At 38.5% G+C, this 23,942-nt stretch carries 23 protein-coding genes; 1 reads left to right on the forward strand and 22 read right to left on the reverse strand.

Features of this window, described 5'->3' with window-relative positions:
• Positions 1–55 precede the first annotated feature (55 nt).
• From RIL182_RS18610 to RIL182_RS18660, 11 genes are all read right to left on the reverse strand, one after another.
• Positions 56–820, reverse strand: coding sequence for a formyltransferase family protein (locus RIL182_RS18610; RefSeq protein ID WP_006855741.1), 765 nt, complete (start codon positions 818–820; stop codon positions 56–58).
• 10 nt (positions 821–830) lie between these two features.
• Complete coding sequence (locus RIL182_RS18615) at positions 831–1,532, reverse strand: WbqC family protein (RefSeq protein WP_006855742.1); 702 nt, start codon at positions 1,530–1,532, stop codon at positions 831–833.
• A 1-nt stretch (position 1,533) separates the two neighbouring features.
• The gene (gene rffA, locus RIL182_RS18620) at positions 1,534–2,667 is read right to left on the reverse strand and encodes a dTDP-4-amino-4,6-dideoxygalactose transaminase (protein ID WP_006855743.1); all 1,134 of its coding nucleotides are present in this window, start codon (positions 2,665–2,667) and stop codon (positions 1,534–1,536) included.
• Entirely contained in the window at positions 2,660–4,192 is a 1,533-nt protein-coding gene (locus tag RIL182_RS18625; protein WP_006855744.1) for a glycosyltransferase, read from the reverse strand. Before RIL182_RS18625 ends, rffA begins: the two co-directional genes overlap by 8 nt.
• A 64-nt stretch (positions 4,193–4,256) precedes the next feature.
• Positions 4,257–5,084: a flagellin N-terminal helical domain-containing protein gene (locus RIL182_RS18630; protein WP_006855745.1), complete on the reverse strand. Its 828-nt coding sequence runs from the start codon at positions 5,082–5,084 to the stop codon at positions 4,257–4,259.
• Between the two features lie 125 nt (positions 5,085–5,209).
• Positions 5,210–6,334, reverse strand: a complete 1,125-nt coding sequence (pseC, locus tag RIL182_RS18635; protein WP_006855746.1) for a UDP-4-amino-4,6-dideoxy-N-acetyl-beta-L-altrosamine transaminase — start codon at positions 6,332–6,334, stop codon at positions 5,210–5,212.
• Between the two features lie 23 nt (positions 6,335–6,357).
• Complete coding sequence (pseG, locus tag RIL182_RS18640; RefSeq protein ID WP_006855747.1) at positions 6,358–7,422, reverse strand: UDP-2,4-diacetamido-2,4,6-trideoxy-beta-L-altropyranose hydrolase; 1,065 nt, start codon at positions 7,420–7,422, stop codon at positions 6,358–6,360.
• 2 nt (positions 7,423–7,424) lie between these two features.
• Complete coding sequence (pseI, locus tag RIL182_RS18645) at positions 7,425–8,453, reverse strand: pseudaminic acid synthase (RefSeq protein WP_044998569.1); 1,029 nt, start codon at positions 8,451–8,453, stop codon at positions 7,425–7,427.
• Positions 8,454–8,523: 70 nt separating this feature from the next.
• Complete coding sequence (locus RIL182_RS18650) at positions 8,524–9,420, reverse strand: DUF1919 domain-containing protein (RefSeq protein ID WP_006855749.1); 897 nt, start codon at positions 9,418–9,420, stop codon at positions 8,524–8,526.
• A gap of 31 nt (positions 9,421–9,451) precedes the next feature.
• On the reverse strand, positions 9,452–10,663 hold the full coding sequence (locus tag RIL182_RS18655; protein WP_044998570.1) for a glycosyltransferase family protein: 1,212 nt from the start codon (positions 10,661–10,663) through the stop codon (positions 9,452–9,454).
• Between the two features lie 351 nt (positions 10,664–11,014).
• Positions 11,015–12,208 (reverse strand): transposase, encoded by a 1,194-nt coding sequence (locus tag RIL182_RS18660; protein WP_243128698.1) that lies wholly within the window; start codon positions 12,206–12,208, stop codon positions 11,015–11,017.
• Between the two features lie 302 nt (positions 12,209–12,510).
• Here RIL182_RS18660 and RIL182_RS18665 point away from each other — a divergent pair, with 302 nt between their 5' ends.
• Positions 12,511–13,530, forward strand: coding sequence for a hypothetical protein (locus RIL182_RS18665; protein ID WP_172606726.1), 1,020 nt, complete (start codon positions 12,511–12,513; stop codon positions 13,528–13,530).
• Here RIL182_RS18665 and RIL182_RS18670 read toward each other — a convergent pair.
• The 11 genes from RIL182_RS18670 to RIL182_RS18720 are packed head-to-tail and all read right to left on the reverse strand — an operon-like array spanning position 13,525 to position 23,928.
• Positions 13,525–14,520 carry a GNAT family N-acetyltransferase gene (locus RIL182_RS18670; protein WP_006857341.1) on the reverse strand — a complete coding sequence of 332 codons (996 nt, stop codon included), beginning with the start codon at positions 14,518–14,520 and terminating at the stop codon, positions 13,525–13,527. The genes RIL182_RS18665 and RIL182_RS18670 overlap by 6 nt on opposite strands.
• Before the next feature lie 11 nt (positions 14,521–14,531).
• Positions 14,532–16,355, reverse strand: coding sequence for an aminotransferase class I/II-fold pyridoxal phosphate-dependent enzyme (locus RIL182_RS18675; RefSeq protein ID WP_006857342.1), 1,824 nt, complete (start codon positions 16,353–16,355; stop codon positions 14,532–14,534).
• A gap of 17 nt (positions 16,356–16,372) precedes the next feature.
• On the reverse strand, positions 16,373–17,110 hold the full coding sequence (locus RIL182_RS18680; RefSeq protein WP_006857343.1) for a class I SAM-dependent methyltransferase: 738 nt from the start codon (positions 17,108–17,110) through the stop codon (positions 16,373–16,375).
• Between the two features lie 19 nt (positions 17,111–17,129).
• Positions 17,130–17,864 carry a class I SAM-dependent methyltransferase gene (locus RIL182_RS18685; RefSeq protein WP_006857344.1) on the reverse strand — a complete coding sequence of 245 codons (735 nt, stop codon included), beginning with the start codon at positions 17,862–17,864 and terminating at the stop codon, positions 17,130–17,132.
• Positions 17,865–17,880: 16 nt separating this feature from the next.
• Positions 17,881–18,924 (reverse strand): glycosyltransferase, encoded by a 1,044-nt coding sequence (locus tag RIL182_RS18690; protein ID WP_006857345.1) that lies wholly within the window; start codon positions 18,922–18,924, stop codon positions 17,881–17,883.
• Between the two features lie 11 nt (positions 18,925–18,935).
• The gene (locus RIL182_RS18695) at positions 18,936–20,033 is read right to left on the reverse strand and encodes a DegT/DnrJ/EryC1/StrS family aminotransferase (RefSeq protein ID WP_006857346.1); all 1,098 of its coding nucleotides are present in this window, start codon (positions 20,031–20,033) and stop codon (positions 18,936–18,938) included.
• 1 nt (position 20,034) lies between these two features.
• A complete protein-coding gene (locus RIL182_RS18700) occupies positions 20,035–20,439 on the reverse strand; it encodes a sugar 3,4-ketoisomerase (protein WP_006857347.1) in 405 nt (134 codons plus the stop codon).
• Between the two features lie 30 nt (positions 20,440–20,469).
• A complete protein-coding gene (locus RIL182_RS18705; RefSeq protein ID WP_082241362.1) occupies positions 20,470–20,937 on the reverse strand; it encodes a class I SAM-dependent methyltransferase in 468 nt (155 codons plus the stop codon).
• 9 nt (positions 20,938–20,946) lie between these two features.
• Positions 20,947–21,321 (reverse strand): hypothetical protein, encoded by a 375-nt coding sequence (locus tag RIL182_RS18710; protein ID WP_006857428.1) that lies wholly within the window; start codon positions 21,319–21,321, stop codon positions 20,947–20,949.
• 4 nt (positions 21,322–21,325) lie between these two features.
• The gene (locus RIL182_RS18715) at positions 21,326–22,753 is read right to left on the reverse strand and encodes a CDP-glycerol--poly(glycerophosphate) glycerophosphotransferase (protein ID WP_006857349.1); all 1,428 of its coding nucleotides are present in this window, start codon (positions 22,751–22,753) and stop codon (positions 21,326–21,328) included.
• 35 nt (positions 22,754–22,788) lie between these two features.
• Positions 22,789–23,928: a glycosyltransferase family protein gene (locus RIL182_RS18720; protein ID WP_006857429.1), complete on the reverse strand. Its 1,140-nt coding sequence runs from the start codon at positions 23,926–23,928 to the stop codon at positions 22,789–22,791.
• Positions 23,929–23,942: the final 14 nt, after the last annotated feature.

Below are 23,942 nucleotides of genomic sequence, written 5' to 3' on the forward strand. Positions count from 1 at the left end.
ATCATAATACTATTTCGAAACATTCTTTACAGATAAACTGCTTCCGAATGCCATGTTATATTACTGCAGCATCATTTGAACCAAACACTTTCTCAAAATCCCCCCAGCACTTAATATATATTTTCTCCCCATTGCACTCCACTATCGCGCCCTTGTACTCTGCCTGTGAATGTATCTTTGCATTTACCTGCAACAGGGTATCTGTTTCCGGATTTATTGTATAATCTTTCTCCTCAATTCTTCTCCGGTATATGCCTTCCTCTATCAACTTTCCATGCCGATTGCCTTTTAAGTATTCATATAAATCTGTCAGCATATCCGGAATACGCTGTTCAAGTTTCTTTCTGAGAGTTCCGGGTGTATCTTTATATTCCAAATAGCAGACAGATGTCGATACCAGTTCCCCCATATCAATTTCTGCTGAAATTTTATGCAAGGACATTTCCGTCGTCTTTTCCCCTAAAAGTACTGCCCAGTTTAATGGCGAACTTCCACGGTTTGTCCGAAGGCTCCCTGGATGGAAATTAAAAATATTTATCTGTTCTATTACCGTCTGTGGAATAATAATTCCAAAATCATACATAACTGCCACGGAAATATTTTCTTTTATTAAAACAGATTCCAGTTCTGCTTTGTTTTTTACATCAAATAAAGACAGATTTGCTTTTTGTGCCACATCTTCTAACTCTAATGTTCGCTTTTTAGATTCACATACCACTGCTTTGATCATAAATTTTTTTGAATCTGTCAGAATCCGGATCATATCCGGTAAATTTCCGATATATACAATAGAAATCCTATCATCAACACTATGTGCCATAGATAACTCCTTACCTTTTTAAACTCTTCATATATTCTGATGCTTTAGGACCTTCATTAAAGATAAGGTCTAGTATGGAAACGCCATGTTCAAACTGTTTTGACATCTGCTTGTATTGTGGGTACCCAGAATAATCCATCCAGTCAAGTGTTATACCTGCATCTTCAAAATATTTTTCTACTATATAATCTTTTGCAGCAGGTCCGGAAAGATAATAGTCTCCCCCTGCTTCCTTTACAAGGCCTACCAGACGTTCTGTTTTTCCGTCAACCAGCGTATAATCCGAACTCCAGGTTATTTTCGTATTAATGTGCAGAATATCACAAATTTCTTTTAAAAACAGATAATTAATTTTACTTAAATAACTTTCTTCCCTGCATGCCTCATAAATATTGTGAATGCGTTCTTCATATTCTGAAAAATATTCTGTCTTTGCATAATTATACTGGATACTTCGCCAGTGCTTATCTACCCACTCATGATCCAACACTTTCGTTTCATTAATCTTCTGATAAAACTTACCTTTATTTTCAACCGGAATAGTAAGCCATATCAGCCCTGTAGGTGTCATGATTTTATTTCTGTTTCTCCAGTCCCTTCTGGTGTACTGCATATCATCATAAAGGATAAATTCATCCACCATATTGATAATGTCAAAATATCCTTTCCACGGTATATAATTTGATTGCAATATAGCCACTTTTTTTCCCATTTTATCGCCCCTTATAAAATTCCTTTATTTTATCCGTAACATAAATTACTTCTTCTTCCTTTAATGCATAAAACATAGGAAGCCGGAGCAGTCTATCACTCTCCTTGGTTGTATAACGATCTTCCCCAATAAACTGTCCATATTTTCTGCCTGCAATCGATGTATGTAGCGGTACATAATGAAATACCGATTTAATTCCATTCTGCCCCAGATATGCGATCAACTCAGTTCTTTCTTCCAGGTCTGCAGTTTTTATATAAAACATATGGGCATTATGTTGGCATTCCTTCGGAACATAAGGTAATCCGATTTTGCCCTCCTCTTGCAATTCCTGTAACCTGCTGTAATATAACTCCCATAACATCAGTCGCCTGTTGTTGATCTCCTCTGCAATTTCCAGTTGTGGCAATAAATATGCCATATTCAATTCACTCGGCAAATACGATGATCCCTTATCCACCCAGCTATATTTATCTATTTCGCCTCTAAAATACTGTGAACGGTTTGTTCCTTTTTCTCTGATAATTTCTGCAGTATGAACATATTCCTCCCTGTTGACAAAAATCAGCCCGCCTTCTCCCATGGTATAGTTTTTTGTCTCATGAAAACTGTATGTACCAAAATCACCTATACAGCCAAGAGCCCATCCTTTATAGGTTGACATCATTCCCTGCGCCGCATCTTCTATGACAAACAGGCTTTTCTTTTTCGCAATATCAAGAATCGTATCCATTTCACATGCCACTCCTGCATAATGCACAGGAACGATTGCCTTTGTTTTGTCCGTAATTGCATTTTCAATCAATGTTTCATCTATATTCATGGTATCCGGCCGTATATCCACAAATTTAATTTTTGCACCTCTCAGTACAAATGCATCTGCCGTGGAAACAAATGTAAACGATGGCATAATCACTTCATCTCCCGGCTGGATATCACAAAGCAATGCTGCCATTTCCAACGCATGTGTACACGAAGTTGTAAATAAAACCTTTTTTCCGTATCTTTCCTGAAACCAGGTAGTACAAAGTTTTGTAAATTCTCCGTCTCCATTCAATCTTCGATATTTCAAAATTGCTTCTGTAATATACCCAATCCCTTTTTCTACATATACGGGTTCATTAAAATTAATCATTTAACAGAATCTCCTTAATTCCTTTCAACATTTCATCACAAAAATCTATAACTTTATTTTCTCCATGTGCTTTTGCATATTGTATTGCTTCCTGTTGCTGTGCTTTATAAAACTCTGAGTCTCTCATATATCTGCATATAGTTTCATACATTTCTTCATAATTGCTTACAACAAACTCTCCCGAAACATTATATGCCACATCACCTGTCGGCAATGTCACAACCGGTATTCCTGCATATAAGGCAATCATACTGCTCCAACCGCCTCCTAGACGTTCAGGGTTAAGATATAAATCCAATGCACCAACCGTACCCTTTAAATTTGGGCAATATCCCAAATAATGTATACGCTTCTCAAACATATTATTTACTAACCGTTTTTGTAAATCTTTAGTTTCACCAATTATAACAAAGTCAACCTTTTCGCTCTTTTGCAGTATTTTCTTCATAAACTGCTCAAATGAATCTGTTATTTCCTGATCCAGCCGATTTCCAATAATTGCAATCAAAAATTTATCTTCAGGTAAATTAAGTTCCTGTCTTGTATATTCTACGCCATCTGTATCAAACAATGCTGGAAATCTGTTATTCATAAATATTTGTTTTTGATACGGGTTCAGATTTTTTTCATAAAGATTTTCTATACTTTCCTCTAACCTTGTATGTCTGACAAATATATCTGCTTCAGAAACAGGCGCCTCTGTTACCATATTAAGGTTTACTGTTGTCGTAAATATATGTGGCAAATCTGCAATTGGATTACATACTCCCATTTCAAACACAAATAACGGATTAAATTCATAAATTTTAGAAAGCATCTGGCGATAATCTTTGATATTACAATCACGCAAGGGATACTGATATATCGATAAAACACTATCCTTATAAATTTTTTCTACATAACCATATTCACCAGAATTATAAAACACCGCGCCTATCCATATATAAAAAGGAAGTTTTTCATTACTTGCACAAGTAATAATTTCAACATCAAATCCAAACTTTTTCTGAAGAGTATTTGCTATTTCAAAAGTCATTCTCGTCGGTGCATGATTCAAATTTTCCGTTAACTGTTCTGTTATAATCATAATTCTATTATGATTTCTATTACAGACAGGTATATATGTATATTCTTCCTGCAATGCCTTGAAAATGCTTGCTATGTTATTTCTGTGAATTTTACATTTGAGTTCATATGGAATCTTATCAACTTGAATCTCCAACATAATTTGTGTAACCCAATCGTACTCTTCCCTACAAATCTGTCTTGCTGCGTCCATTTGAAATTCATCCAATTGAATTACTTTTATTATGTAAGATAATATCAACACAGAATCTTTGACATTAAATTGATATCTAATTAATTGATGTATTTTATTCTTTTCTTCTTCTGAATAACTCTCATATATTTTCTTCAAATCTTTTGGATTTATCGCAGATAGTTTTCTATCATTTTCTATAGAAATCATCTGCATACAATTTGAAATAATTGTTTGCAGCCACTGTACCGGAGTAAAACTAACCATATTCTATTCCTCTCTTATCAAAAATAAAAAAGAGACCAGCTTCTACTAATCTCTTTCTATTTCACTATTTTAACATTTCCAACACATATTTTGCATCATCATTGTACTGTGCTAAAATACTCTGAGATGCCTGTACTAAAATACGGTTTGTAGAATATTGTACCATCTCCATATTCATGTTGGTATCGCGTCTACTTGATTCTGCCCTCTGTGTACTTTCTGATGTATTATCCGTTCCACGCAATGCGTGTTCTAACCGCTCCTGTTGTGCCCCAAATGTATCTCTAAACGAAGCTGCCTTTTCAATTGCATTCTGTACCACTGCTATAGATTCTGTCGCTTTTGCATGCGATGATACATCAACCTTGTCCACACCCAAGCTCTCTTTGCTCGCATTAACAAACTTAATCTCTATTCCCTGTCCCGCAAGACTTCCTGTCTGTATCATATAGTATCCTGGTCTTGCCTGCGGAGTTCCATCCGCTAATATATACTGCTGATTAAAATTCGTCGTATATGCAATACGATCCACTTCCTGATTTAACTGATCGATTTCATCCTGAATTGCACGACGATCCGCATCCGTATTGATATCATTAGCTGCCTGTGTTGTCAGATCCGTCATTCGATCCAACACTTCCTGTGTCTCCTGTAATGCTGCATCTGCTGTCTGCAGCATACTAATTCCATCTTGCGAATTTCTGGATGCTTTGTTAAGACCTCTGGTCTGATGACGCATGGTTTCTGATATCTGTAATCCTGCTGCATCATCATTTGCTCCAAGCAATTTATAACCTGTTGCCAGCTTTTTTGAAGACTTCTCCATGTTCTTCACATTACATCGTAACTGTCTACTCTCACAGATCAATGCCATATTATGATTAACTACCATGTTATCCTACCTCTTCCCTGAGATTTTATGCTATCCTACTGTAAATTATATCGAACATTTTGACTGGTTTCTTTAGATAATTTACATACCATTTTTATTTTATTTCAAATTTATATTTCTTCCCTCTATTCTTCAACCTCCTGTTTTACCACCCTGATCACTTCCTCCTGTTGTTCCTCTGTAAGCCGTGGAAAGACAGGCAGGCTGATGATATGAGAATACACTTCTTCTGCTACCGGACAATGTACTCCCTTATATCCATGTTCCTGATAATATGGATGTTCATATACCGGAATATAATGTACATTGACGCCAATTCCTCTTTCTCTGAGTTTTTCGAAAACTTCTTTCCTGTCTCGATTTTTTACCTGGATGATATAAAGATGCCACCCGCTGTTAGTATCCGGCATCTGATAAGGTGTCACGATATTCCGGCAATCTGCAAAGGCTTCATTGTAACGTGCTACGATGGCCCTTCTTCTTGCCAGAAAATAATCTAATTTTTTCATCTGGCTACAGCCTAATGCACATTGTATATCTGTCATGCGATAATTATAACCCAGATCTAACTGCTGATAAAACCACGGTCCCTCATTACGTGTCATCAGACTGGTGTCTCTGGTAATGCCATGACTGCGGAATAAGACAAGTTTTTTATACAATTCTTCACTATTGGTAACGATCATGCCACCCTCACCGGTTGTAATCGGTTTTACCGGATGAAAACTAAATGTCGTCATATCTGAAAGACCACCAATCTTTTTCCCTTTGTATTCAGAACCAAGTGCATGAGCCGCATCTTCGATCACTATCAGATTATGTTCTTTCGCAATTTCATGAATGGCATCCATATCGCATGGCTGACCTGCCAGATGCACCGGTATAATGGCCTTTGTCCGTGGCGTAATCTTGCGTTTGATATCCTCCGGATCAATATTGTATGTTTTAGGATCAATATCTGCAAAAACAGGTGTTCCACCGCAGTAGAGCACACAGTTTGAAGATGCTGCAAATGTGATCGGAGTAGTAATGACTTCATCGCCCTCTCCGATTCCTGCTGCATGACATGCCGCATGAAGTGCTGCAGTATCATTGGAAATAGCGACCGCATACTTTGCCCCCACATAATCTGCCACTGCCTTCTCAAACTCAGCAATCTTCGGACCTGTTGTCAGATAATCCGACTTTAACACATCCACAACTGCCTGAATATCATCCTCTTCAATTGTCTGTCTTCCATATGGTATCATAATAATTATCACCCTTTCATCATCTATTTATGTATATCGTCACATTCGTTCAAATTTCCACAGATCAGGAAATCAGCAATCCGTTCTGCACCTCTTCCATCTACAAGTGCCTTCATGCAGGCGGTCTGCCTTTTTCGCAGATTTTCCTGTCTCGCCAGTTCTGTAAGTCGCATACAGATAATTCTTTCTATATTATGTTCTTCCCTTGCATCCCCCACATAGCACATAGCTCCGTAATTATCCATACTGGCTGCAAATGCCATCTGGTTATCTGCAAAAGAAAAACATATCGTCGGTATTCCACAGGCACACAGTTCCAATAACGTTGTACCGCTTGCCGAAACCGCAAGTTCACAGCTGTGCATATAATCACTCATATTAGAAATATTTTTATGAATACAGATCCTCTTATCCCTCTCTGAAAGCCTGCGCAGTTCTGCTTCATGACTGTTCATATTTCCAACAATTACATGAAATCTGTACCCTTGAAATACATCCTTATCCAGACACTCCTGTAACAGCCTGCCGGCAATATTATAAGTATCAGTCCCCCCAGTTGTAATCAGAATGCTTTTTTCTCTCTGTTCCCCATGTGATTTTAAAAATTCTTTCCGCAGAGGTGCATATCTAAACCCACGCAAATAAACTGGCGTATTTTGCTTTGACTCTTCTTTATTCAATGAATTTTCCGCTCTGACCGGAATATATTGTAACACTGCTGCCACCGGATATATCTGCATTCTCATATCATCAATATAAAGTACCGGAATTCTGTCATTCAATTTTCCAAGATAATATGGAGTTGCCTGATATGAGTCTGCTATCAGATATGTAACTTTTTCCCCCTGCCTGTCAAAATCATCAAGCTGTCTCTCTAAAAACGGAAGTTCTTTCTCAAGATCATCCCATTGGCTTCCTAAGATCCGGTAAGAAAATCCTGCCTGCCTGAGCCGTTCGGTCTCTTTGTCTTCTGCAAGCCAGAATTCACATTCCATGCCTTTTTCCCGACAGGCATCTGCGATTGTCATACAGCGCATCAGATGTCCCGTCGCTACCGTCTCATTAGCATCTGCTCGAAATATGATCATCTCTACTCCACTTCCAGCTGCCCAATCGGTTCCCCAAAACGGTATGCCTTCTTCGCCGTTTTGCCAAGCAATGCTTTATAATATTTCGGCTTGATTCCGATTGCCGGTCGAATACTTCTTACATTCTCTTCCGTAAACAACTCTCCTTCTGCAATCGGCTTTACCGCTACAAGTGAGCGTCTGTATTTTAAACTGCCTTTCTCATGCTCGGTCAGTTCGTAGGTCGGTCTACCCTTGATAAGGCAGGCATTGCGGACATCCTGTACCATTTGGGCAAAATCTTTCATTTCCATTGAAAACGCTGCATCCGGATTCTCAATCTCATGACTTAAGCACACATGTTTTTCAATTACCTGTGCACCAAGAGAAACTGCCACCACGTCTGCAAGGGAACCCATGGAATGATCAGACAGACCAACCGGTATGCCAAACCGTTCCTTCATATCCGGAATTACAGACACATTCATATCCTCATACTGTGCAGGGTACTGGCTGCAGCATTTTAACAATATGACTTGTTCATTTCCCTGTCGCCTGCATGCCGCAAGTGCTTCCGCAATCTCTTCCTCCGATGCCATACCACAGGACATGATCATCGGTTTTCCCTTGCCCGCCGTATATTCGATCAACGGAATATCTACCAGTTCAAACGAAGCAATCTTATAAAATTCAATTCCAATCCCCTCCAGAAAATCTACCGCAGTGCGGTCAAACGGTGTGGACAGGAAATCTACACCTGCTTCTTCGCATTTATCCTTTAGCTGCTGCTGCCATTCCCACGGAGTATAAGCTTCCTGATATAGCTGATAGTAATTATATCCGTCCCATAACCCGCCCTTGATCCGGTATGGTTCGTCGTCACAGTCAATCGTGAGCGTGTCCGCTGTATAAGTCTGGATCTTTACACAATCAGCACCAGCTTTTGCAGCTTCCTCAATAATCTTAAATGCATTTTCAATCTTTCCGGCATGGTTTGCAGACATCTCCGCAATAACATAAACGCCGGATTTCATTTTTTCATATAAATTCATAGCCGCTCCTTTATGCATTTATTCACTTTTCTGAATATAATATCGGCATTTTTTTCAAATCATTCACTGCTTACATTTTTTCACTAACCCTCAAGAAATCTCTTTCTCCATTTAACAACTTCAGAATATTATAAAATGCCTGCTGTCCTGTTGCCAACCTATTTACACTCTCATAAAATACACCCGAATAGTTTGCATTGATTTTCTTTAAACTTATCGCTGATGTAAGCTTTGTTTCAAACGGAACGAAGACCACTTTTTGTTTAAACGGCAACCTATCAAATCGTTCTGCCAGTTCTTCACTATCCGTCTGCATTTCAACAAACAACCTTTTCTCATTCATCCGTTGTTTTCTTTCATACCATTTTTGTTCTGCCTCTTCAAAAGATTTATAGTGATTGAAATGAAGCTCTATGTCACCAAGTAATGCCACTGGATATTCTCTTTTTAAATTTGACTCATACTCATTTTTATAATATTTTACTTTTTCATTCATATAAACATCATAATTTTCTAACAGTCTGATGTAATCTGCTTGTGGAATAAACATATTAATAAATGGGGACAAAAATTCTGCTTTCAGCGAATGATAAGTAAAACCACCCCAACAATGATTTGATATGATGCTTACCTTTCTGTTAACAAACTGCACATATTCTTCCATATCAAACATTGGCAACGAAAATACCATTATCGAAAAAATTCTGTCCGCTTCTATTCCGATACTTACCAATAATGCCTTCATTTGTGCAAAATTCTGTTCCTGACCTGCAATCAGCAGATAATCCCACTCCTGTTGCAAAATATTTTCGATGGTAGTCACTGGATACCCGTCTACATACTCCGCATAGATATCCTGCATTCCGATTCCAATAACTTTTATCTTTCCAAGCAATTCCTGAATTCTTATATGATTTAACGCACTCTCGTATGTTGCACCTGCATAAATAATTGCAATCTTATACATTTTTTCTCTCCTCGAACATTGTATATTTTCTTCACTGCTTTACAGAAACCCGCTTACTGTATGCAAATGGCAGCTTCTTTCCTTTTACCCTGTCATAGAATGCCTGCAGTTTCTGTGCACCATCATTATCTCCCGCTGCTTCACACCATGGGATGACTTTTCGAAGCACTGTCGCCTTATCATAGCTTCCGTGCAAAATCATTAAAAGAAGTGTCTCCGCAGAAATTCTTCCTTCCACCACTGCATCCTTTAACTCTGAATAAGCCGCACTCTCCATTTCGCACTCTACCCGGCGTAAAAGGAATCTTACGGTTATGTATTTCTGGCAGGCTGCCTCATAGCCACCTGTCTTATCAAAAAAGTGTTCTTTTATACCACACTCCTGCTCTTTTTCATAGATTTCACACATTACACCATACAGTTCTAACGCAGAGTTTTTCATCTGGTTTTTGTGATACAACTCTACGATCTTTCCAGCATCTTCCCAATTCCCCACATCAATTAGTCTGCGCACCTCATCTGCCAGCACCTCGCTTAGATTCTCCCATTCCTCCTCATAGACGAATGAAAATCCATCCTCCTCCGTAAAAAAATCCGGATACGTTTCAAGTGCAATTTTTCGATTCTCATCATAATGATTCAACTTTGCAAAACTGCTGTCGTGAATTACCCACGGTGTTTTCTGATAAGGGACCAAGATATGATATCCTGCTTTACGCATCTCAAAGGACTGCGATACATCATAAAAATCAAAGTTCACAAATAAATCTTCCCGCCACGCCACATCATACTGTGTCGCGATCAAAAGTCCGTCCACCGCATCCACTGGGCAGTCTGCCTGCTGCGCCGGGTCACAGATGAGCTGATATGCAAAATCCGGCTCCCTGCAATCCACAGTGCCCTTGTTCCACGCAAGATAGGCAACTCCGGTTTTGGGCATCCCACATCCGCCGACCATTCCAATCATGCCGACATCCGGTGCACTGCGAAACCGCTCTAACAGATAAAAAATAAATTTCGGTTCTTTGATAAACACATCATGATGCAGATATACTTTATATTTCGCGTCACTGCTCTGCATCCCGGCATTGTATCCTGCACACATCGATGGTGCATCCTCAATGCCGATGACATCCCGCTCGAATCCTTCCGGCAGAAGCAGCCTGTTTATGTAGTAGCAGCACTCATTAAAATATAATTGATTGTTCGTGCATATGATAAATGCGATTTTATTTTCATTCATGTATTCTTCTCCAGGTATGTCCACATAAAATTGTTTCTTGCCATTTTCTCTCTCTTATAATATCCTTAATCATATATTTGTAACTTTTTTATGGCAGGGGGACAGTTTATCTATGGAAAAACTAATTATTTTTTACCAATCCTTTTATGAAAACTTATTAAAATAGTCTATTCGCGATGATATCGAAATTCTCGCATGGATCCCCCAGGGATTTCGCTTTTAACTTTTTTATCTATGCATTTTTATAAATAATCCAGTTATCAGCATTCCATCTGCGGTTACCCTTCGTTCCTGGTCAATACGCGCAAAATTCCCCCTGCTTTTTCCCTATATATTTTTTCTGCTGATTTTCTATCCGCCTTTTTCACATAAAATCTGTTTCACTTTTTCTGTTAGCAGCTCATCGCAAAAAATCCGGTTTATGCTCTTTCGGCTTATACCACTTCCTGCAAAGTTCCGGCTTCTTCGGTACAAATATAACTCTCTTACATTAAAGCCTATGATTATCAGATTAAATATGGTTTCAACCGCATCTCGACAGTAACAGTGCTTTGCGTGGTAATACGTTTTCAATTGATGGAAACCATTCTCCTCAATGTCCCACCTGCGGTGCATCATTTCCCATAAGACTCGGTAGTCTGCCGCTTCCAGAGTCGTTACAAGCCACATGAAACGCTCTGTTTCTTTTCCATTTTCTTCCCACTGCTCATGATACCGCACCACACGCAGTTTATATGGACACCCTTCCATCTTAAAACCAGAAAGATCCCATACTTCAATCTTCTTTTTCCCTTTCCAGAAAGATGCCTTTTTTCCCTCATCCTGTTTGAACAGACGCTCTGCATCCTGAAAAATCATTCTTCTTTCGTCTTTCAGGCGTATCACCCCTTCCAGACCATTTTCCTTCAGAGTGTTGATAAATGGAGCATTCAGATATAACGCATCCGCCACAATCACATCCGCAAAATGTCCATGCCGTTTCTTCAGCCGCTCAATCAACCTTTTTCCGCCTGTCAGTTCTCCTTCGTCTTTCCCAGAACCATCCCTTGGTTTTAACATTTCCTGCCCCAGAATTACGTGTGGCGATTTACCTATAATCATGCACACCACACTCCGGTAAAAGTATTCGGTTTCCCCTGTGTGTTTTTTTCGGCTCAGACAGTTCGGACAGGATTTTTTTGTACTGCTGAATAATTCCACACCATCGAGACCTGCCACAACATATCCGCCTATCGTTCCTTCCCGGAATACCCGGTTACGTTTTATGATATCAATCATTTCTTCATGTATGCTGCGTATTTCATCCGGGTTTATTCTGGAGAGAAGGTCGCGGACTGCATCAACTTTTGGAATCCTTCCACTGATACAGTTTTTCAGTCTTTTCGACATGCTTTCAGGGGCTGAAAAAATGGTATGGAAACTTTCATACTGCAGCATCAGAAAAAGCAGTACCGGCATGACAATGTTAAACAATGGAATAGATTTTCTTTTTCTTTCGTCCGTTAAACACTTGATTTTTTGCGGGATTTTATATACACTCTTCATATAAGTTAGCAGTTTCTTCAATGCTAATTTTTCATTCAGGACACCTTCTTTCGTATGTTTTGTTCCATAACATAATTATACAATAAAAGGTGTCCTTTTTGAGTGATTATACAGAAAAAAACAGTAATTTGATACCCAAAATTGATATCCCCTGCTTTGCCTGGAATTCACAGGCAGAACAGGGGCTTTTATTTTTTAAAGCGAAATCTCTGTGGATCCCCTGTGATACAATACCTGCTGTCACAGACTATATCCAGACTCATTTTTCACTTTTTCAGACAACTAATCTGACCATCTGTCTCATGACTTCAAAATTTCAGATACAAGCTGTCATCCGGCAGTTTTTATCCATTTTAGGTATTGATTCTTCGCAGATATTGGACATTTACCAGCTCTATCTACACAAACTTCCGATTAAACAATATCAACAGATTATCAGGAGTTGTACTGCCCCTCTGGATGGCATGATTTTCGGCATTTCACACGGTCAAGCAGGTATTCTCGAAGACTTACTGCCAGGCAATGCCCTAAATTTTTGTTCCAGTTCGCAGGATATTTATTTTAACACCAAAATTTTATCTGCTCTTGCTGAAGAATCATATAACGCTATCTGTCATACAAAGTATATCATTTTCGATATGTTTGACTATACCTATTTCAATTTTGACACTATTTTAACGAACGAATGTCAAAATTATCTCACTGCAAATGGTTTCTTCTGTGAAAATCGCCACGACTATCACCACTCGCAAAGTGTTGACGACATCAATCACTGCCTGACAGAGATTTTTGCACTCCGTTCTGATACTTCTGCGTTCCAGCGCTTTCTGACTCTTTTTCCGCAGATACACTGCCCGGATGTTCAGGAATACCAAAATGAATACCGAAAGCTGATGCGCCCTGACACCACACTTCACCAAGATGCAATTGCTGCATATTTATCTCCATCCACTCCCGTTTTTTCATCCATTCAACGGCATGTGTATGAACCAACCATCCAGTTTCAGATTGCAAACTTTGCAGAGTTTCTCCACCTGGTATACTGCATCAATCCTAATATCAAGGTCATTGGTGTTCTGTTGCCAAAATATTATGTTGTAGAGGAAACAGAACAGACTGTAAATCAGCTTTGGAAACCTTACTTTGAAAACATTGTCTCTTCATTTCAGGAAAAGTACGCAAACTTTACGTTTTGCGATTTGAAAAATTTGACGGACATTTCGCATAATCCAGATTTCTATCAGGATTTGACTCATTTAAACTTTGAAGGTGCACGCCATCTGACAAACTATATTGTATCCGCCATCTCAGAACACTCATGAGAGTAACAGCCGCTTTTCAAATGATTTGTTCAGACAGAATTCCGTTCCAAACCCCTCCTTAAACCTCGACAATCCAAAGTTTAAGTATCTACCCTGATTCTCGGTACAGATTCCAAAGGTAAACAGTTCAAGCTGTTTTTCGACCGCGCATTCTATCAGATGGTAAATAAGGAAATCCATCGGAAAAAGCTTCTGATACTGTTCATCTGAAGACAGATACTGTGTGTGCATAATTCTGCCATCAAAAAGGAATACCATGCTTCCGGCAATCATTTTCTTCTCCAGAAAAACGCCATAGAACTCTATTTCCTGTACAAATCTGTTATATTTTAAGTCAATCAAATCCTCATAGGAATGTACACTTTTTAACCCAAGTTTTTTCAGGTTTATTTGCAGGACATCATAAAATTGCATAACTTGCTCTTTTGTTTCAAGTTTTTCAAATGTAAGATTGTTTTTTAATGCGTATCTGTAATCACGCCTTTTTCCCGCTGAAAACTGCGAAAGAATATTTTCCCGATAGCGGTTAAGGTGCATATAATAATTCAACTCGGTATATTGTTCATACCCCTTCTGATACAAGAAATAATCCAACAAATCCGTATTTTCCCGTTCAAAAACCGCCGGCGTCATTTTCAGATAAATCTTATCGAATTGCTGCTCCCGCAAATAGTCTTCCATACAGTCCATAAGTTCGTTGATACTTGTAGCATTATATATCTGCTTTCCGATTACAATCCCACCAAACGTTGTTCCCTTATGTGAGAAAAACACTTTTTCCCCCTCTTCTATCCATTCGCACCCTAAAACGCAGGCAGTCAACGTATTTCCCTTATAAATCATCAGAGAACAATCTTTAAATCTATCCTTTGGATGATAATTAATAAATTTTCTTGTCTGCAGAAATGTTCCATTCATGCTTTTCTGTTTTACAAAAGAATCCCAGTTTTCTTCCTGTTCTTCTGTATAACATTTTATTGAAAATTCCATAACGCCCCCTTTTATGCGTCCACGTTCCTACAACTTACACATTCTTTCAGTGCGTTTATGAATCGTCTGTTCTCCTGTTCATTTCTTACTGTAACCTGAATGTATTGTTTTCCGTTTTGTATTGCTCCAGTCAAATCTCTGATTAAAATGTTCTTTTTTAAGAGTTTTCCCGCAAGTATCTCGCTTTTTTCTCCATTTTTTAATTCGCACATAAAGTAATTTGCACACGAAGCATAAGCCTTTAATTCCGGGATTGTGCAAAGACTCTCATAAAGATTCTCGCGTGCTTCCTTTACCTGAATCAGCGCTCTTGCGTAATCTGCTTTATACTTATCAAGTATCTGTAGGAAAAATTCAGCAACAGCATTTATGTTCCAGGCTGTCTTTTCGTCTTTTAACGCATCTATTACTGCCTGGTTTCCACCTGCTAAAATACCAATCTGCAAACCTGGAACACCGTAACTCTTTGACAGACTTTTTATCACATACAACTCCGGATTTTTCATTAGCATCTCCTGATGCAGCACCGACATTTTTTCCTTATCTGCAAAATCCATAAGACTCTCATCCACAATGAGTCTGATATTTCTTTTTCCGCACCAGTCAAGAATCTTTTCTACATCTGCAATCTTTATTCCCTGTCCTGTCAGATTATCAGGATTACTGATCACAATACTGCCGACCTCTTTATCCGCAAAAAAATGCATCCACTTTTCAATATCCGGCTGGAAATCCTCCTCCACCGGATTATATTGTACCCATTCTTTCTTGCAGCACATCAATGATTCTTCCCATGCTGTTCCGACAAATCCAACCTTGCCGTCCGTCTTTTTTAGTAACGACCCAAGCAGTTCTGTCGCCCCATTTCCAATCATGACATTCTCCTGCCGGATTTCAAACGACTTCTCTGCCAGTAAATTGTTTGCTTTATTTCCGGATGGATATTGTCTCATTAACACTCCAAGATTTGATGTTATCTCATCTATCATCCTCTCATTTGGAAAATAGGCATTGACCGGATTACTGTAATCGAGAAGGTGTGGAAATCTCCAGTAACCACCTTTACATTTCTTCATCTTCCTGTACCTTGCCACATCATCTTCCATAAACAACGTTTCCGCATTATCAAGGTCCTGAATATCATCAATTTCGTACCATAACTGTCCGCTCAACCGCTCCGCTTTTATCGTCCTGCGGTTCAATCGTAAAATCAGATTTATTACCGTCTCATAGTATTCATTATCCCCCATTGCTTTAGTGTATGCCTCTAAAAACGGCACATAGACCTGACTTGAAAACTCTGCTCCGAATTTGTAGATATTAACTGTCTTGTAGTAGTGCTCTTTGTCTGAAAATTTCAATAATTTTCCCGGAATGAAGTCCGTCATGTTGTCCATTTCATCTACTACAATACAGCTTCCGTCCATCCAGCTCTCAAATTTATCCACAAGTGCTAACGTATCTCTTTCATCATTTAACAGCAAATCTATCAGACATTCTTCAAAAATCAAATCCGACTCTAAAAGTAGAGTGTCCTCCGACACCAGATAATCTTTTGCCATAGAAAGTGAAAAAATATTATTCGTTTTATCATAAACGTCATTTATTATGAATTGAATTGGTGTATGTATGTCAAGCGTTTTAACAAACGACATCAGATTTTCGCGCTGATATCCCGCCACGATAATAATCCGGCTTAACCCTTTTTTATCAAGAATCTTGAGTGCACGCTCAATCAGACTTACGCCCCCTACCTTTACCATACATTTTGTATTTTCTCTGGTCAGTTCTCCCAGACGCTTTCCCATACCCGCTGCTAAAATAATCGCCTGCATAAGTCACCTCCGTACTTTTATCTCTTAAGAATGAAATAATATTGCGATGTCTCTTTCCTATTGTTTAATTCTGGCTCTTCAAACAGATAACCTTCCTGTTCCACTGAAAATCCATTTTCAAACAGTGTATCTTCAAAAATCTCCAGCAATTCATCACGCGTTCTGTAAATGGCATTATAGTCATCCCTTAATTCCTCAGAATAAAAATCTTTTAATGTCAATCTGTCCACAATTCCAATCGGTTCCCGGATACAAATGGTTGTATTTTCCTCGCAGACATTACAAAGCTTCTTAAGCACATTTCTGATGTCGGAATCATTAATATACATAATAAGACCTACAATAATAATTTTATTAAATTTTTCCTTTTGATGTTTCTTTAGAACCTGATCAACCTCCCATGCAGACCCCTCATAAAAAGAAAAGTTTTCTTTTTTATTACGCTCTCTTGCAATTCTCACAAATTCACTACTATAATCGATACCACAGTATTCTTCGATATCCTCTGTAATCGCATCCGCCCATCTGCCGATTCCACAGGCAAAATCTAAAACTCTCGAATGTGAATCCAGCTGCAACAGTGGCTTTAATATTTGAACCTCATACTTGTTTCTCTCACGCACCAGTTCTGGATGATTATCCTGATACATCGTCAGCGAATAAGGATTTTTTTCATTATACTTTCCACCTCTTCTAGAAAAAAAATCTTTTGTTTTCTTATCATCAATTTCTACTTTATCTGCAATTACCCTCATTGTATGACCTCCACGTACATTATTTCATCCGATAATTTATATATATTTCAGAACCATATTCAGGAAAATACTTCACCATTTTATCTAGTCCATCTATCAACGTTTCCGTAAGAATTCCCTGTTCAATGCACTGCATCATCTGTTTGTGTGAAAATGGTTTCAAAAAATAACTCCCCATATCAAGTATTTCTATAGCTCCTTCTTCCGCAGATTCCAGAATTGTCTGCTGGAATTTCTTGTTGCGCTCAGATGCTTCACATGGATTCTTGATCAAACCCATTTCTACCGCCCAAAGTCTATGGACAGAATCTGCATTAGCTACATTTACATGAATAACCGTATGACAATTTTTACATAATCTCTTTATCGATTTAAGAAAATCTACCGGCTCCTCGATTTCATTCAGCAAACCGCTAACAATAATAAAATCAAATGTCTGATGTTCCAGCATCTTTACTGCCTTCTCAAGAGTACTGCAAATGACAGTAACTCTCCCATCTTTATCAAGCTCATTTTTTGCCTTTTCTGCAAATTTAGGACTCGGTTCCACAACCACAGCCTTTTTAAATTCTGTTATATAATTTACATACGAATCCAATCCACAGCCGACTTCCAAAATCGTGTCATGTTGATAGCGTTTTAGTTCTTCCAACACCTTTTTCCTGCGGTAAACCACCTGATACTCCGTTTCAAACCGATTTGCCGGATCATCCATGCAGTCATAGTCACTTGTATATTTTTGTATATCCCTCATCAAACTTACTTCCTTGTTACTTCTGATTGTTGTAATAAGTTTCTCTCCATTTTACAGCCAGTTCCCTGTACGTCATCATATCATGAACACTGCCCTTTTCCCCTTCATATTTCCAGAAATCCTCTCTTGAAAATCCATATTTTTGTTCAAGAACATCCAATATGCCGTCTTCCCTGATACATTCATGGTAAAACAAAATTGCCGCATCCTGAAAAACCGATGAGTTAAAGCATGCCAATATTAAAAATTTTTTGCATACGATATCCTCATTTTCCAGTGACATATCCCCTTCCAATTCTCTTGAAAAGGAACGATTAAAAAAATCTCCATCTGTATTCCTGAAAACATCAAAAAGAATATAAGACATTTCTGTATCCAGCCGTACCATATTATCCACTGTGGCTGCACTAATATTCCCAACTTTATCCTGAGGATGCCACATATAATATGTCAGTTTTTCCGGCATAACATAAATAGTTTCATTGGGCAGCATCCTAAGCCACAATTCCAGATCCTGTAACTGTCTGTATTGAAATCGATAGCCACCATATTTCTGAAACACTTCTGTCCGGAACATGACGGACGGATTGTTAAATTTATTGCCCTCAACAATCAGTTCACGAAACCATTCATGCATTTCCCTGTTCTGAACATTAAATATCTTTTCCAGCCGCTCTTTCTCATTTAAATCCGGAGTTAAAACTTCACACCATGAAAACACCGCTCCAATACTTCCATGACTTTCAAGAAAATCAACCTGTTTTTTTATTTTATCCAACGTCCATCGATCATCTGAAGCAAGTTCTGCTACATACTTTCCCTGTATTTCTTTTTCCGCTATTTCATACAGGCGAAATGCCGTATTCTTTTCTGTTGTTAAAGCAGTCACTCTCTCATCTTCACAGGATTGAAGAATTTCCAATGTATCATCTTGCGAGCCATCATCCACCACAATAACCTGTAAATTTTTATAAGATTGATTTAAAACACTGTTCAGACATTCTGAAATATACGCTCCCTGATTATAGCTGCTTATCAATACTGTTACTAATGGTTCCATACTTCCTCCGTTTATCTCCAGCGGTTCAATGTGTCAATTACATACTTAATCTGTTCTCCGGTCATTCCATAATACATCGGTATACTAAGCTCTGTTGCTGCAATCTCTTCCGCAAGCGGATAACTTCCCTCCAGCAGTCCAAGATTCTCGTATGCCTTCTGTCTGTGTATCGCAGTTGGATAATGAATGGTTGTCCCAATCCCATTCTCGTTCAGATATGTTTCCAGCCTGTCCCGCTCCTTTGTACGAACCGCAAAAATATGCCATACGTGGGAATTGTACGGCATTTCGACTGGCAGAATCAGCTTTTCATTTTTTATTTCCGTTAAATATTTCTGTGCAGTCTTCCGGCGGTTTTCATTCCATCGATCCAGATTTTTTAATTTTATAGAAAGTACTGCAGCCTGTATCTCATCCAGTCGAGAATTATTTCCCTGATAGATATGATGATACTTATAGTCCGATCCATAATTTGCCAGTGCACGTACTTTATCCGCAAGCTCTTTGTCAGATGTCACAACAGCACCACCATCCCCAAATGCACCAAGATTTTTCCCCGGATAGAAACTAAAACCTGCAGCATCCGCAAGATTTCCAATTCTTTTATTTTTATATAGGGCACCATGTGCCTGCGCTGCGTCCTCAATCACCTTCAGCCCATGCTTTTTTGCGATTGCATTAATTGCATCCATATCGGCTGCCTGCCCATATAACTGCACAGCAATGATTGCCTTTGTATATGGTGTAACTGCCTTTTCTATCCGTGCCGGATTTAACGTATAACTTTCCATATCCGGTTCCACAAAAACAGGAACTGCCCCAGCATATGTCACTGCAAGCGCTGTTGCAATAAACGTGTGTGATGGTACAATTACCTCATCACCTGCACCAATTCCATATGCCTTTAATATCAGAAAAAGAGCATCTAGCCCATTTCCACAGCCAATACAATATTTTGCTCCACAATATGCCGCAAATTCCTGTTCGAATTGTGTTACCCGTTCGCCACGAATAAACCAGCCCGCTTCATATACCGAGAGAAGTGCATTTTTCAGTTCTGCATCCACTTCCCGGTGCATCGGTTCAAATGATACAAATGGAATTTTCATCTTATTTCTCTACCCCGACCATCCGCAGGAATTCATTGTAATCCCTGATATAGTCTTCTTCCTTATAGTATTCTGATGCCAGCACCATCAGGACTGCATCCTCAGAAAAGTCATACATTTCACGCCACATGTTATTTGCAATATACAAACCTTCATATGGTTTTTCCAGCGAGACAATCTTCTTTTCCGTTCCGTTATCCAACAGTACCTTACAGGATCCATGAATACAGATTAAAATTTGTTCCAGCGACTTATGTGCATGAAACCCTCTATGTACATTTTTTTTCGTATCATACATATAGTAAACACGTTTAATTTCAAACGGAATATCTTTATATTCTTCCAGTGCGACCAGCATTCCCCTGTCATCACCATGCTGCTGAAACGCATATTTTATTACCTGCATAAAATTTCCTACCTTCTTGTGACATCTTAATCATACTTTCTTTAATATTGCACCATAATTTACATATTCAATTCCATCCGTAACTTCTTCTTTTAATGCAATTTCTGATTCGATTTCAAAACCGCATCTTACAAATAACTCTCTGTAGCACTCCACATTTCTGTAAACTGCCTGATATCCACTGATAAAATTATATAAAAAAATCTCTCTGTATTCAGTTTTAGTAAGACTATCTCTAACAATTAATCTTGCCCCTGGTTTTAAAACTTCATATACATTCCGTATAATATGTTCCGCCTCTTCCTCATTATTTATACAAGTCAGCAATCCTAACATCATGAAATTATCATATTGCCGATCAAATTTTAATGTTATAGCATCTGCCTGCACAAATTCTATATTATTAATATTCAACTTTTCAGCTTTATCTTTTGCAAAATCTATCATACTCTTTGAATAATCAAATGCATATACTTGTTTTGCTTTCTTTGCTATCAGGAAACTCCATTACCCACTTGCACAGGCCAGATCTCCTACAATCTGTGTTTCATCGATATAAGGTAAATACATCTCCTCTAACCATTTCTTTATTTGTTCATCAAGGAAACCATTTACACCATTCTTTACAGTCCAATTCTTTTGTTTTGTCCACCACGCAGTCATACTGTCATTCTGATATCTTGTTTTTACCTTCTTAATCAATTCTTCTGAGTCCGTCAAAAATCCTCCATCTTCAGAAATAATTCCACCCTTCTCCATAAAATCCAAATACCATAGATCTTTATAGATCTGGCAATCTTTTTTTGCATCACCACTTAGTGTATTCTGTAATTCCTGCCTTACTATCCTGTAAGCTTCTAATTGTTCCATCGTCTTTTTCATTCTGTCATTTTTCCTTTTTGCCAAACGTGTTCTCTATTTCACAATATATACTTTGTGCTGCATTTGCGTTTTTATAATTCATATTTTTATAATCAAGATTTTCAAGAAAAAATTTTTTTCTCTTCTCGAACTGTTCGTCGTTTTCATTCAAAACTACTTTTTGAAGGAATTCGTCTATTGCCGCAAAATTATTTCCCTCTGCCTGATATAACTGTTCCACTACCAGTTTCCCGAACTCATTAAAGCGCTGTTCTTTTCTCTTCAAAAATAACATCGGGTGACTCGTATACATGTACTCAGCTAAAAAAGATATGCTATCCAAGATCATTGCATCTGACTTACACATCAAATCCTGATACATTCCATCATTCACATAAGCTGCATTCTCCAAATCTTCCCATTGTTTTATATAATCTTCCCATTCGCTATCATCCTTGAATATTCCAGCCAACACCGCTTTCGTCCTCAACGTCGGATGTGGTTTAAACACCCACACTATATCTTTTTGATATTTACGTGCAAAATCCAACATCTTTTTCCCATTCTGTGCAAAAGTCGAAAAGCACACAGGTTCTTTGTCTTTATCAAGTGTATGATGTGGTGCATAAATCACACATTTTGCATTTGGATTTCCAATCTTTTCTTTCAATTCGTCCCAAATTGTACAATTTTCACGCTCTCCATAAAAACTATCCATTTTGGGATATCCAAGATAAACGGTATTTCTGTTTCCTACAAAAGAATACCTGCCTGCCAATTCTACTGCAATTTTATTTTCTTCAAAAATTTTCCACGCAATATTATGTATCAACTGGTTATACTGTGCTTCGATAAACCTTCCGTCTTCACTCCCTGCTATCATAAAACCATATGGAATATACGCATGAATCGTATCCAGTGAATAATATAACAAATGAAAATGTTCTTTAAAACCGTCTGCCCAAGGTGTCAGCCAAATGCACAGCTGCGGTTTCATCCCTATCTCATCCCATGTGTATAAATGCTCTGTCTCCACATCAAAGGTCTGTTTTACCCGCAATCCACGTTTTTGAAAGAAACTTACGGTCTCACAATAATCCCTTTTTAAAGGGTTCCCCATGCCATTTAAATATGTTGCCATCACAAAAATATACGGTTCAAACTTTTCTGATTTTTCTAACAGCCAGTATAGTTCATCTCCGATCCAGTCCTGAGACGATGACGTAATAAAACCAACAATTATTTTTTCCTGTTTTCGAAGTCTTTCAATATTCATCTGTTCCAGATAGGATTTAATTTCCCAAAAGGTTTCTCTGCCATGTTCCATATATTTTGTCATGTTCATGACCGCATCCAGATGCCAATATCGAAATTTTGCTATCGTCGTCTCGTTTATAAATCCGTTTTCAATAGATTCCAATAATTGTCTGGCCAACTGTTCTGAAATTTCCATTCTTTTCCTCTTTTTAAAATCTGTTTCATAAAATTCTAGTTTTTTGGATACATTTTTTCAAGCCGTTCCCGGAACGTAAAATCACGCTTTACACGCTCAACTCCCGCAAGTGCAATTTGTTTTCTCTCATCCTCGTGTTCTAAGTAATATTTTGCCTGATAAAACAAGTCCTCTATATTCTCATATACGACTAACTCTTCTCCGACGTTAAAATACTCAAAAAGTTCTTCCTGATAATTAGAGAGCACAAATCCGCCGCAGCCAAGCACGTCAATGACACGAAGCGGTATTCCGGTACGGATGGTCTTGAGCGAAATATTCAGGTTGATTTTGCTCTGGGAAAACGCAAGCGGCATTTGGGAATAATAGTCCGCATATCCACGGTATCGCACTTTTTCCAACCGCTTATCCACATCCGTTGAGTACAAATCCACCAGATAATGTGCAGATAAAAGTGCTAATGCCATATAACGTTCCCGCCCGGTCGTCTCACAAGCAAGCATAAATTCAAGCTCTCTTCTGCCCATCGAGAAACCGTCCGTTGCCACCTTTGCATAATCGGCATTCATCTGTGCCAACAGTTCATCCGTAATTAATTCCGGTATCAGATAACCGCCGTACACTTTGCCCTGTGCATTTACGATTCCTTCCAGATACCCCTTTGTATAGCCCTGTAACGGTGCCGTAAAATATGCATACTCTGTCTGGTAAAGTTTTCCAACTAAAGAGATATCCGTCCGATAGTCTTCTTTTTCCCGTTTCGATGCATTAATACGAAAGACCCCCGTATCCACCGCAAGCGGCAGATGCATCGCATTGACTCCATTTTTGTGGTGTTCCTCTGCCTGTCCCCTGTCAAAAAAGAAAATCCGGTTGCAGGAATTCTTAAGGCTCTCCAGATTTCGAATGTGAAGTGGCGAATCATATACCCATGCCGTATATACGATTCCAAGTTCCTCACACAACATCGAAATCAATGGCGAAAAATTGACCGACAGCACGTCCGTATAAGTTCCCGCCTTTAAATAAGCTCGAAACTGCTCTAAAAAAGCATCATCCTTTTCCCAGTCGTTAAACTGATAAAAAAATGTATCATACGGGATTTCCAGTTCCTTCAACCCCCGCTCGATTCCCTTATTCATAAAAGAATGCCACTCAAAAAATAATAGTTTCATAACTGAAACCTTAT

Source organism: Roseburia intestinalis L1-82 (assembly GCF_900537995.1).
GTDB classification, from domain to species: domain Bacteria; phylum Bacillota; class Clostridia; order Lachnospirales; family Lachnospiraceae; genus Roseburia; species Roseburia intestinalis.

Excerpts from the sequence above, each read along its gene's own strand:
- RIL182_RS18610 (WP_006855741.1), bottom strand. The coding sequence starts at position 820 with ATGGCACATAGTGTTGATGATAGGATTTCTATTGTATATATCGGAAAT.
- RIL182_RS18615 (WP_006855742.1), bottom strand. The coding sequence starts at position 1,532 with ATGGGAAAAAAAGTGGCTATATTGCAATCAAATTATATACCGTGGAAA.
- rffA (WP_006855743.1), bottom strand. The coding sequence starts at position 2,667 with ATGATTAATTTTAATGAACCCGTATATGTAGAAAAAGGGATTGGGTAT.
- RIL182_RS18625 (WP_006855744.1), bottom strand. The coding sequence starts at position 4,192 with ATGGTTAGTTTTACTCCGGTACAGTGGCTGCAAACAATTATTTCAAAT.
- RIL182_RS18630 (WP_006855745.1), bottom strand. The coding sequence starts at position 5,084 with ATGGTAGTTAATCATAATATGGCATTGATCTGTGAGAGTAGACAGTTA.
- pseC (WP_006855746.1), bottom strand. The coding sequence starts at position 6,334 with ATGATACCATATGGAAGACAGACAATTGAAGAGGATGATATTCAGGCA.
- pseG (WP_006855747.1), bottom strand. The coding sequence starts at position 7,422 with ATGATCATATTTCGAGCAGATGCTAATGAGACGGTAGCGACGGGACAT.
- pseI (WP_044998569.1), bottom strand. The coding sequence starts at position 8,453 with ATGAATTTATATGAAAAAATGAAATCCGGCGTTTATGTTATTGCGGAG.
- RIL182_RS18650 (WP_006855749.1), bottom strand. The coding sequence starts at position 9,420 with ATGTATAAGATTGCAATTATTTATGCAGGTGCAACATACGAGAGTGCG.
- RIL182_RS18655 (WP_044998570.1), bottom strand. The coding sequence starts at position 10,663 with ATGAATGAAAATAAAATCGCATTTATCATATGCACGAACAATCAATTA.
- RIL182_RS18660 (WP_243128698.1), bottom strand. The coding sequence starts at position 12,208 with ATGAAGAGTGTATATAAAATCCCGCAAAAAATCAAGTGTTTAACGGAC.
- RIL182_RS18665 (WP_172606726.1), top strand. The coding sequence starts at position 12,511 with ATGACTTCAAAATTTCAGATACAAGCTGTCATCCGGCAGTTTTTATCC.
- RIL182_RS18670 (WP_006857341.1), bottom strand. The coding sequence starts at position 14,520 with ATGGAATTTTCAATAAAATGTTATACAGAAGAACAGGAAGAAAACTGG.
- RIL182_RS18675 (WP_006857342.1), bottom strand. The coding sequence starts at position 16,355 with ATGCAGGCGATTATTTTAGCAGCGGGTATGGGAAAGCGTCTGGGAGAA.
- RIL182_RS18680 (WP_006857343.1), bottom strand. The coding sequence starts at position 17,110 with ATGAGGGTAATTGCAGATAAAGTAGAAATTGATGATAAGAAAACAAAA.
- RIL182_RS18685 (WP_006857344.1), bottom strand. The coding sequence starts at position 17,864 with ATGAGGGATATACAAAAATATACAAGTGACTATGACTGCATGGATGAT.
- RIL182_RS18690 (WP_006857345.1), bottom strand. The coding sequence starts at position 18,924 with ATGGAACCATTAGTAACAGTATTGATAAGCAGCTATAATCAGGGAGCG.
- RIL182_RS18695 (WP_006857346.1), bottom strand. The coding sequence starts at position 20,033 with ATGAAAATTCCATTTGTATCATTTGAACCGATGCACCGGGAAGTGGAT.
- RIL182_RS18700 (WP_006857347.1), bottom strand. The coding sequence starts at position 20,439 with ATGCAGGTAATAAAATATGCGTTTCAGCAGCATGGTGATGACAGGGGA.
- RIL182_RS18710 (WP_006857428.1), bottom strand. The coding sequence starts at position 21,321 with ATGAAAAAGACGATGGAACAATTAGAAGCTTACAGGATAGTAAGGCAG.
- RIL182_RS18715 (WP_006857349.1), bottom strand. The coding sequence starts at position 22,753 with ATGGAAATTTCAGAACAGTTGGCCAGACAATTATTGGAATCTATTGAA.
- RIL182_RS18720 (WP_006857429.1), bottom strand. The coding sequence starts at position 23,928 with ATGAAACTATTATTTTTTGAGTGGCATTCTTTTATGAATAAGGGAATC.